Here is an 8,951-nt window from a genome sequence, read left to right on the forward strand (position 1 = left end):
CCGCCTGGCTGCACGCCCGGGCCGGCGCCGAGCAGGCGCGGGCCGGACGGCTCACCACGAGGACGCTGCCGGCGGCCCTGGGTGCGGTCACCGCGCGCCTGTGGTGGGCCGGGGACGAGAACGGAAGGACGCGAGGATGACCCAGCAGGACAGGAGCGCCGGACCCGCCGAGCGGACCGCGCGCATCGACCTGGCCGCGGTGCGGCACAACGTGGCCGCCGTGCGCGCCCGCACCGTCCGTCAGGACGGCACCCGCCCGCTGCTCACCGCCGTGGTGAAGGCCGACGGCTACGGCCACGGTGCCGTGGCCGTGGCCCGCGCCGCGCAGGCCGCCGGCGCCGACCGGCTCGGTGTCGCCCACGTGCGCGAGGCCCTCGAGCTGCGCGGCGCGGGCCTGCGCCTGCCGATCCTCGCCTGGCTCCACACCGTCGGCACCGACTTCGCCGCCGCGCTCGAGGCGGACGTGACCCTCGGCGTCTCGGGCTGGGACCTCGACGCCGTCGCCGCCGCCGTGCGCGCCCTGCGCCCGGCGCCCGGCACGGCGGACTCCGGCCCGGTGCGCGCCCGCGTGCACCTCAAGGCGGACACGGGGCTGGGCCGCCACGGCTGCGCCCCCGCGCAGTGGGGGGAGCTCCTCGAGCGGGCCGCGCGGCACGAGGCCGAGGGCCTCGTGACGGTCGAGGGCGTGTTCTCCCACCTGGGCGTCGCCGACGACCCGGAGCGGGCCGAGGAGACCACGGCCCAGCTGCGCCGCTTCGAGGAGGCCGCCGCCGCGGCCGCCGCGGCGCTGGGCCGCCCGCTGCTGCGCCACCTGGCCAACACCCCCGCCACCCTGTCCCGGCCGGACACCCACCTGGACATGGTGCGCGTGGGCCTGGGCCTCTACGGGCTCTCCCCGTTCGAGGGCGTGGACGCCGCGGGCCTGGGCCTGCGCCCGGCCATGTCCCTGGGGACCACGCTGGCCAACGTGAAGCCGGTGCCGGCCGGGCAGGGGGTCTCCTACGGCTTCCGCCACGTGGCCCCGGCCCCCACCACGCTGGGGCTCGTGCCGCTGGGCTACGCCGACGGCGTCCCGCGGATCGCCGAGGGCGCCCGCGTCCACGTGGGCGGGCGGACCGTCCCCGTGGTGGGGCGCATCGCCATGGACCAGTTCGTCGTGGACCTCGGCCCGGACGCCCGCGACCGCCCGGGCGACGCCGTCGAGCTGTTCGGCCCCGCCTCGGGCATCCCCGCCGACGAATGGGCCGCCGCCGCCGGCACCATCAACTACGAGCTCGTCACCCGCATCGGCGCGCGCGTGGACCGCGCGCACCAGGGCGGCGAGGCCCCCGACGCCCAGGAGGCACGCGCATGAGCCGCCACGAGCCCCCCGCCCCGGACCCGGCCCTGCCGGAGCCCACCCTCCTCGCCCGCGTGCCCCTGGACGGCGCGGCCGGCACCCGCGCGTTCGGCGCCGCGCTCGCGGCCCTGCTGCGCCCGGGCGATGTCCTGATCCTCACTGGGGACCTCGGCGCCGGGAAGACGACCTTCACGCAGGGGCTCGCCAGCGGGTTCGGCGTGCACTCCGGCGTGGTCTCGCCCACCTTCGTGCTCTCCCGCGTGCACCCGGCCCCCGCGGACGCCCCGGCGGGCACCCCGGACATCGTGCACGTGGACGCGTACCGGCTGCGCTCGGCCGGGGAGCTGACGGACCTGGACCTGGACGCCACCGTGGACCGCTCGGTCACCGTGGTCGAGTGGGGGCGCGGCCTGGCCGAGTCCCTCGCCGGCTTCCCGGAGGACCCGGACGCCTCGTGGCTGGACGTGGAGATCGTCCGCGCCCGCGGCGGCGAGGACCCGGCGCCCGCGGGGCCGGGGGAGGACGACGGCGGGATCGTCACCGACTTCTCGGACGAGGACGGCGAGCAGGCCGAGGAGCTGCGCTCCGCCGTCGTGACCGGATACGGCCCCCGCTGGGCCGGCGTCGTGCTTCCGTAGACTGGCGGCCATGGCCCTGCTCCTCGCGATCGACTCCTCCGCCGCCGCCTCCGTCGCCGTCCTGCGGGACGGTGAGGAGCTCGCACGCTGGGCCACGGACGACACCCACGCCCACGCCGAGGTGCTCGCCCCCGCGGTGCAGACCGTGCTCGGCGAGGCCGGCGTCACCGGCACCGCGCTGGACGCGCTCGCGGTCGGCGCCGGCCCCGGACCCTTCACGGGACTGCGCGCGGGCCTGGCGACGGCGGCCGCCCTCGGCCTGGCGTGGGACGTGCCCGTGCACGGGGTCCGCAGCCTCGACGCCCTCGCCCACGCGGCCGGCGTCGACGCCTTCCGCCACGGGATCGAGGAGTTCGTGGTCGCCACGGACGCCCGCCGGCGCGAGGTCTACTGGGCCCACTACGCGCAGGTCGGCGGGCAGCCGACCCTGTTGCACGGTCCCTTCGTCTCGCCCGCGGACGAGGTCACTCCGCTGCCCGTCTACGGCGCGGGGGCCGGGCTCTACCCGGAGGCGCTGCGCGCGGTGCCGGGCTGGGAGACGGCCACGCCGTCCGCCGTCGGGGTGGGGCAGGTGGCCGAGCTCGCCCTGCGGCGCGGCCGCGGCCTCGTGCCCGCCGAGCCGCTCTACCTGCGCGAGTCCGACGCCAAGGTCCCCGGCCCCCGCAAGCGGGCGGGCGCGTGAGCCCGGCCGAGCCGACCCCGGATGGTGACGGGCGCCCCGCCGAGGACGGGCACGGGCTGCCGCCCGGGTATCTGCTGCGCCCCATGACTGTGTGGGACATCCCCGAGGTGCTCGCCCATGAGGCCACGCTCTTCCCGCTCGACGCCTGGCCCGCGCACTTCTACGAGGAGGAGCTCGCCCAGACCGGCCCCGCCGGCGGACGGGACGCGCACGGCCGCCCGCCCACCCGGGACTACCGCGTGGTCGTCCGCGACGTGCCCGCGCCCGGCGCCGCGGACGACGACGGCCCCGCCCCCGGCGAGATCGTCGGCTACGGCGGGATCATGGTGGCCGGGGACGTCGCCGACGTGCAGACCGTGGGCACCGTCGCGGCCGCCCAGGGCCGGGGGATCGGGGCGGCCCAGCTGCGCTGGATGGCCGCCGAGGCCGCCGCCCGGGGCGCGTCCGCCCTGATGCTCGAGGTCCGGGCCTCCAACGCCGCCGCCCGGCGGCTCTACGCGCGCCACGGATTCGAGGAGCTGCACGTGCGCCGCCGCTACTACCCGGGCGGCGAGGACGCCGTGATCATGCGCAAGGCCCTGTGACCGGGCCGCTCACTAGACTGGAGCCCATGCCCACCGCCACCGCAGCCCCCCTCGTGCTCGGCATCGAGTCCTCCTGCGACGAGACCGGCGTCGGCGTCGTCCGCGGCACCGCCCTGCTGGCCCACGAGGTCGCCTCCTCCGTCGAGGAGCACGTGCGCTTCGGCGGCGTGATCCCGGAGATCGCCGCCCGCGCCCACCTCGAGGCCCTCGTGCCCACGATCCGCCGCGCCCTGGACACCGCCGACGTCACCCTCGCGGACCTCGACGCGATCGCCGTCACCTCCGGCCCGGGTCTGGCGGGCGCGCTCATGGTGGGGGTGGCGGGGGCCAAGGCGCTGGCCACGGCCCTCGGCACGCCCCTCTACGGCATCAACCACCTCGTGGCGCACGTGGGCGTCGGCATGCTGGACGGCGTGCGGCCCGCGCAGTGGGACGACCTGCCCGCGGACCTGGGCGCGCTGCTCGTCTCCGGCGGGCACACCGAGATCCTGCGCGTGGGCCGCATCAGCTCCGAGGTCGAGCTGCTGGGTTCGACCATCGACGACGCGGCCGGCGAGGCGTACGACAAGGTCGCCCGGCTCATCGGGGCGGGCTACCCCGGGGGCCCCGTGATCGACCGGCTCGCCGCCCAGGGCGACCCGACGGCCTTCCGCTTCCCGCGCGGACTCACCGCGGGCAAGTTCGTCGGCAGCGCCGAGGAGCCCGGCCCGCACCGGCACGACTGGTCCTTCTCCGGGCTGAAGACCGCCGTCTCGCGCGCCGTGGAGCAGTTCGAGGCCCGCGGGCTCGAGGTGCCGCGCGCGGACATCGCCGCCTCCTTCCAGGAGGCCGTTGCGGACGTGATCACCGCCAAGGCCGTCCGCGCCTGCCGGGAGCACGGGCTCACCCACCTGATGCTCGGCGGCGGCGTCGCGGCGAACTCGCGCCTGCGCGCCCTGCTCGCCGACCGGTGCCGCTCCGCGGGCATCGAGCTGACCGTCCCGCCCGTGAACCTGTGCACCGACAACGGGGCGATGGTCGCCGCGCTCGGCGCACGCCTGGTGCGCGACGGCGTCGCCCCCTCCGACGCGTGGTTCGGCGCGGACCCGGGGCAGCCGGTCGAGGTCGTCAGCGTCTGATCCCGGCGGGCGTCTGATCCAGGCGGGGGCGAGTCCTTGCGGGCCGGGCCGCCGCGCCGTAGACAAGCGGACATGACCACCGCGCAGCCGACCCCGGACCCGCATTCCGCCTCGACCCCCGCCCCGGGCGCCGATCCGCAGGCCTCCGGCGTGGACCGCGAGATGCTGGAGGACTTCCTCAATCAGCACCTGCTGGGCTCCCGCTCCGGCGTGAAGGCCTTCCGGGCCGCCGCCCAGACCTGGGACGACACCCCGCAGGGCGCCGACCTCACCCGCCTGGGCGACGACGTCGAGCAGGACCAGGAGCGCCTCGAGGCCCTGATCCGCGAGCTGGGCCTCACCACGCCCGTCCCGGTGAAGGCCGCCGGTGTGGCGGCCGAGGCGGCCGGGCGCGTGAACCCCGTGAACCTGATGCGCTCCCGCGGCTCGGGCTGGACGCAGGTGGAGCTGGACCTGCTGCAGGGCATGCTCCAGGCCAAGGCCGCCATGTGGCACGTCCTGGAGGCCCTCGCCCCGCACGAGCCCGTCCTCGACGCCGGGGAGATGGCCGCGTTGTACGAGCGGGCCCAGGACCAGCAGCGCGCCGTGCAGCGCATCGCCGAGGACACCCTTCTCGGGCGCTTCCTGCGCTGAGCCGGGCCGCCGACCCCGCCGCCGCGCGTCGACGCGGCCGGCGGGGCCGCGGCCCCTCACTCCTCGCCGGACTGCTCGTCCCCCGAGGCGCCGCCGTGGACCTCGGCGGGCAGCTGCGCCACCGGGACCACGACGACGTCCTCGAGCTTCCAGTCCAGCGCGACGATCTCCTCGCGCAACTGGGCGCAACGGCCCACCGTGGCGCCGGCGCCCTCGTGGGGCACCACGAACATCTCGACGTGGAGCACGTGCCCCTCGTCCCGGACCCGGGCGCCCGCGTGACGCACCCAGGGCTGCGCCCAGGCCACGCGCTCGGCGCGGTCGATCAGCGGGTGCGGGCGGTCGCCGTCGATGGTGGTGGCCCGCCGGTCGGCGAGGTTGCCCACCGCCTCCCGCAGGTTCCGCCAGCCGTCCAGGACGATGCTGACGCCCACGAAGAGCGCGGCCGCGGAGTCCGCCCACCACCAGCCCAGGCCGATGCCGGCCACGCCGACGATGGTGGCGACGCCCGTCTGCCAGTCCGCCTTGTTCATGTCCGCGTCCGCGTAGAGCACGCGGTCGTGCAGCTGCTCGGCGAGCTTGAGCTTCTTGTGGCCGAGGATCATGGGTCCGGGCACGGACAGGGCCATGACGGCCATCATGAACCAGCCCTGCCACACGGTGTGCCCGAAGAGGTCGAGCGTGCCGATGGGCGGGTGCTCGCCCGTGACCAGGCCCAGGGCGGAGTCGGCCACCAGGATCACGCCCATCACGGACAGCGCGACGGCGGCCACCAGGTGGCCGACGCCCACGGATCGGTGCGAGCCGTACGGGCGGGCCCGGGTGGGATGCCGCCGCGTCACGCGCACGGCCACGAGGAACGCGATCGGCGGGACCAGCGAGAGCAGGTCCTCGATCCAGGCCGCGCGCATGGCTTGCGAGGAGCCCATCACCACGGCCACCAGGGCGATGGTGACGGCCAGGACCGCCAGCGTGGCCCATTCCAGACGCACCGCCCGTCGCAGGGCGCGCTCGATCTCCGGCGGCAGCTCGGTCGCGCCGAAGCGTCGGCCGCCGGGGGAGCGGTGAGTCGTCGAGGCGTGGTGCGTCATCGGCCGGCCTCCCGGGCCTGGGCGTCGAGGTGGGCCTCGAGGGCGGCGAGCATCTGGTTCTCGCCCGGGGGCACGGCCATCACGAGCTTCACGGGCTCGCCGTCCGGGCCGGCGGCCTCGGCGTAGTCGCGAGTGAGGCTCGCGTGGGTCGTCCAGGGCGAGTCGGAGGTCAGCCCGCCGGCCACGAGGTCCACGTCGCCCTTCTCCAGGGCGGTCATGAGCGCCTCCTCGCCGGAGACCGTCCAGGCGACGCGTGCGTCGTGCGCCGCCGCGAAGGAGCGGATCAGGTCGGGCTCGGGGCCGACGGGCTCGGCGCCCGAGGCGTCCACGTGGGGCGGGTGATGCACGACGCCGGCGCGCAGCACCCCTCCAGTGACGCGGTCCAGGGTGCCGTCCGGGTCGGCAGGATAGCCGGAGGAGGTGCAGGCGGTGAACCCGAGGACGGCGCCCCCGAGCAGGCCCGTCAGGGCAGCCCGGCGGGTGATGGTCATCGACCTCATTCCGTGGGCGAGTGCGAGCGGTGCCCGGCGTTGCCGAGGCCTTCGGCGCCGTCGAGATGGTCGAGCACGAGGCGGACCGCCTCCCGGGCGTCGGTGGTCTCGGACCAGCCGGTCGCGGCGCGCAGGGCCGTGGTGTCCATGATGGGCACCGCCGCCGCCATGTCCACCCACCCCGGGTCGGTGGGCTGCAGCCGTGCCCGGTAGGTCAGCGCCGCGGCCGCTCGGAACAGGCCCACGGGCAGCTCCAGGATGCGACGCGCCCCGAGGACGGTGCCCATGGTGTGCGCGTCCAGCACGGGTTCGGCGGCCACATTGAAGGCCCCGCCCGCCCGGTGGGCGATCACGCGCCAGTACGCGTCCGCCACGTCCTGGGCCGTGAGCGCCTGGAATCGCAGGCCCCGCGGGAACGGCAGCAGCGGGGTGCGCAGGCGCGCGGCGAGCCGGGCGGGGACGAGGTCGCCCAGGAAGTAGTCCTTGATCTCGGGCCCGGCGCCGGCCTGGAAGATCAGCCCCGGGCGCAGCCGGGTCACGAGCATCTCGGGGTGCTCGGCCTGCACGCGGTCGAGGATCGACTCGACCTCCGCCTTCTGCGCGGCGTAGTGCGAGGTGGGGACCCCGGTGGCGGGGTGGGACTCGGGCACGGCGCGGCCCTTCGGCCCGGGCCCGTACGCGCCCACCGAGGACGCGTAGACCAGGTGGGGCACGCGCGCCTCGGCGACGGCCCGGAACACCCGCTCGTTGCCGGCCACATTGACGGCGCGCAGGTGGTCGCGGTCGCGGTTGGGGCGGATCACCCACACCAGGTCGACGACGGCGTCGGCGCCGGCGACGATCTCGCTCAGCCGCCCCGCCGCCGTGGGCTCCGCGACGTCCAGGCGGTGCCACTCGACGCCGTCGTAGGGCGCCCCGGCCCGGTCCGGGCCGCGGCGGCTCACCCCGACGATCGAGGTCACCTCGTCGGCGGCGTGGAGGCGCTCCAGCAGGGCGGTGCCGACGTTGCCGGTGGCGCCCAGGACGACGATCCTCACGGCTTCAGGACCACCTTGATGCAGCCGTCCTCCTTCTTCTGGAACGTCTCGTACAGGGCCGGGGCGTCCTCGAGGGGAGCGGTGTGCGTGGTCAGGTCCAGCACGCCCAGCGGGTCGGAGGGGTCGTCCAGCAGCGGCAGCAGGTCGTCGACCCACCGGCGCACGTTGCACTGGCCCATGGCCAGGGTGACCTGCTTGTCGAACATCGTCAGCAGGGGCATCGGGGACTGCATGCCGCCGTAGACGCCGGAGAGGGAGACGGTGCCGCCGCGGCGGACGGCGTCGATCGCCGTGTGTAGGGCGTCGAGCCGGTCCACGCCGGCGGTCTTCATGGCCGCGCGCCCGAGCGCGTCGGGCAGCAGGCCGACCACGGTGTGCGCCGCCTTCGCCACGGGGGAGCCGTGCGCCTCCATGCCCACGGCGTCCACGACGCCGTCCGGGCCGCGGCCCTGCGTGCGCTCGCGCAGCAGCTCGGCCACGCCGCCGTCGGAGGAGTCCAGGACCTCGACGCCGTGCCGGGCGGCCATCGCCCGCCGCTCGGGCACCGGGTCCACGCCGATCACGCGCAGGCCCTGGTGCACGCCGATGCGCGCCGCCAGCTGCCCGATGGGACCGAGGCCGATCACGGCGAGGGTGCCGCCGCGCGGGACCTGCGCGTACTTCACGCCCTGCCACGCGGTGGGCACCACGTCCGAGAGGAACAGCCACTGCTCGTCCGGCCCGGTGTGCGGCACCTTCACCGGCCCGTAGTCCGCGTGCGGGACGCGCAGGTACTCCGCCTGCCCGCCGGGCACGGAGCCGTAGAGGCGGGAGTAGCCCAGCAGCGCCGCACCGGAGCCCTGCTCCCGGACCTGGGTGGTCTCGCACTGGGACTGCAGGCCGCGCTCGCACATCCAGCAGCGACCGCAGGCGATGTTGAACGGGACGACCACGCGGTCGCCCGGCTTGATGTGGGTGACCTCGGCGCCGACCTCCCGCACGATGCCCATCGGCTCGTGGCCGATCACGTCCCCGGCGTCCATGAAGGGGCCCAGCACCTCGTAGAGGTGCAGGTCCGATCCGCAGATGCCGGTGGAGGTGATCTCGACGATCGCGTCCGTGGGCTCCTGGATCCGCGGATCCGGGACGTCCTCGACGGCGACGTGACGCTTTCCCTGCCAGGTGAGTGCTCGCATGGGTGAGACCGTAGCCCCGCCCGAGCGGTGGGGGGAAGCGTGGGGGCGCGGTCGGGCACCGCGGCCTGACCTGGGGCGACGCCGGGCCGGGCGGGTGGGGGCCGCGCCGTCAGCCGCCCACGCGCCCCAGGGACTCGCGGGTGCGGGCGGCGGCGTCGAGCAC

Annotated in this window: 10 protein-coding genes; 6 read left to right on the top strand and 4 right to left on the bottom strand. The window is 76.3% G+C overall.

Annotation, left to right across the window (positions count from 1 at the left end; all coding sequences use genetic code 11):
* The first annotated feature begins 136 nt into the window (after positions 1–136).
* The 6 genes from alr to NWP10_RS09005 all read left to right on the top strand — a co-directional run bounded on the left by alr (position 137) and on the right by NWP10_RS09005 (position 4,994).
* Positions 137–1,354, top strand: a complete 1,218-nt coding sequence (gene alr, locus NWP10_RS08980) for an alanine racemase (RefSeq protein WP_258300660.1) — start codon at positions 137–139, stop codon at positions 1,352–1,354.
* Positions 1,351–1,977: a tRNA (adenosine(37)-N6)-threonylcarbamoyltransferase complex ATPase subunit type 1 TsaE gene (gene tsaE / locus NWP10_RS08985; RefSeq protein WP_258300661.1), complete on the top strand. Its 627-nt coding sequence runs from the start codon at positions 1,351–1,353 to the stop codon at positions 1,975–1,977. The genes alr and tsaE overlap by 4 nt, the downstream gene beginning before the upstream one ends.
* A 10-nt stretch (positions 1,978–1,987) precedes the next feature.
* Positions 1,988–2,659 (top strand): tRNA (adenosine(37)-N6)-threonylcarbamoyltransferase complex dimerization subunit type 1 TsaB, encoded by a 672-nt coding sequence (tsaB, locus tag NWP10_RS08990; protein WP_258300662.1) that lies wholly within the window; start codon positions 1,988–1,990, stop codon positions 2,657–2,659.
* Positions 2,660–2,742: 83 nt separating this feature from the next.
* Entirely contained in the window at positions 2,743–3,243 is a 501-nt protein-coding gene (locus NWP10_RS08995; protein WP_375162479.1) for a GNAT family N-acetyltransferase, read from the top strand.
* A 26-nt stretch (positions 3,244–3,269) separates the two neighbouring features.
* Positions 3,270–4,361 carry a tRNA (adenosine(37)-N6)-threonylcarbamoyltransferase complex transferase subunit TsaD gene (gene tsaD / locus NWP10_RS09000; RefSeq protein ID WP_049160281.1) on the top strand — a complete coding sequence of 364 codons (1,092 nt, stop codon included), beginning with the start codon at positions 3,270–3,272 and terminating at the stop codon, positions 4,359–4,361.
* A gap of 72 nt (positions 4,362–4,433) precedes the next feature.
* Entirely contained in the window at positions 4,434–4,994 is a 561-nt protein-coding gene (locus NWP10_RS09005) for a hypothetical protein (RefSeq protein ID WP_017488619.1), read from the top strand.
* Between the two features lie 56 nt (positions 4,995–5,050).
* Here the strand turns inward: NWP10_RS09005 and NWP10_RS09010 are convergent, their stop codons facing one another.
* From NWP10_RS09010 to NWP10_RS09025, 4 genes are read right to left on the bottom strand one after another with little or no spacing between them, the layout of a single operon-like run.
* Positions 5,051–6,085 carry a cation diffusion facilitator family transporter gene (locus tag NWP10_RS09010; protein WP_258300664.1) on the bottom strand — a complete coding sequence of 345 codons (1,035 nt, stop codon included), beginning with the start codon at positions 6,083–6,085 and terminating at the stop codon, positions 5,051–5,053.
* A complete protein-coding gene (locus NWP10_RS09015; RefSeq protein ID WP_258300665.1) occupies positions 6,082–6,576 on the bottom strand; it encodes an ABC transporter substrate-binding protein in 495 nt (164 codons plus the stop codon). The genes NWP10_RS09010 and NWP10_RS09015 overlap by 4 nt, the downstream gene beginning before the upstream one ends.
* A gap of 5 nt (positions 6,577–6,581) precedes the next feature.
* Positions 6,582–7,613 carry an NAD-dependent epimerase/dehydratase family protein gene (locus tag NWP10_RS09020; RefSeq protein WP_258300666.1) on the bottom strand — a complete coding sequence of 344 codons (1,032 nt, stop codon included), beginning with the start codon at positions 7,611–7,613 and terminating at the stop codon, positions 6,582–6,584.
* Positions 7,610–8,788 (bottom strand): alcohol dehydrogenase catalytic domain-containing protein, encoded by a 1,179-nt coding sequence (locus tag NWP10_RS09025; RefSeq protein ID WP_258300667.1) that lies wholly within the window; start codon positions 8,786–8,788, stop codon positions 7,610–7,612. Before NWP10_RS09025 ends, NWP10_RS09020 begins: the two co-directional genes overlap by 4 nt.
* Positions 8,789–8,951 lie beyond the last annotated feature (163 nt).

Origin of the sequence: Micrococcus sp. HG099, assembly GCF_024723355.1 — a bacterium.
GTDB classification, from domain to species: Bacteria; Actinomycetota; Actinomycetes; order Actinomycetales; family Micrococcaceae; genus Micrococcus; species Micrococcus endophyticus.

Bases quoted from the DNA above. Each gene is read 5' to 3' on its own strand.
- NWP10_RS09010 (WP_258300664.1), bottom strand. From the start codon at position 6,085: ATGACGCACCACGCCTCGACGACTCACCGCTCCCCCGGCGGCCGACGC.
- tsaB (WP_258300662.1), top strand. From the start codon at position 1,988: ATGGCCCTGCTCCTCGCGATCGACTCCTCCGCCGCCGCCTCCGTCGCC.
- alr (WP_258300660.1), top strand. From the start codon at position 137: ATGACCCAGCAGGACAGGAGCGCCGGACCCGCCGAGCGGACCGCGCGC.
- tsaE (WP_258300661.1), top strand. From the start codon at position 1,351: ATGAGCCGCCACGAGCCCCCCGCCCCGGACCCGGCCCTGCCGGAGCCC.
- NWP10_RS09005 (WP_017488619.1), top strand. From the start codon at position 4,434: ATGACCACCGCGCAGCCGACCCCGGACCCGCATTCCGCCTCGACCCCC.
- NWP10_RS08995 (WP_375162479.1), top strand. From the start codon at position 2,743: ATGACTGTGTGGGACATCCCCGAGGTGCTCGCCCATGAGGCCACGCTC.
- NWP10_RS09015 (WP_258300665.1), bottom strand. From the start codon at position 6,576: ATGACCATCACCCGCCGGGCTGCCCTGACGGGCCTGCTCGGGGGCGCC.
- NWP10_RS09025 (WP_258300667.1), bottom strand. From the start codon at position 8,788: ATGCGAGCACTCACCTGGCAGGGAAAGCGTCACGTCGCCGTCGAGGAC.
- tsaD (WP_049160281.1), top strand. From the start codon at position 3,270: ATGCCCACCGCCACCGCAGCCCCCCTCGTGCTCGGCATCGAGTCCTCC.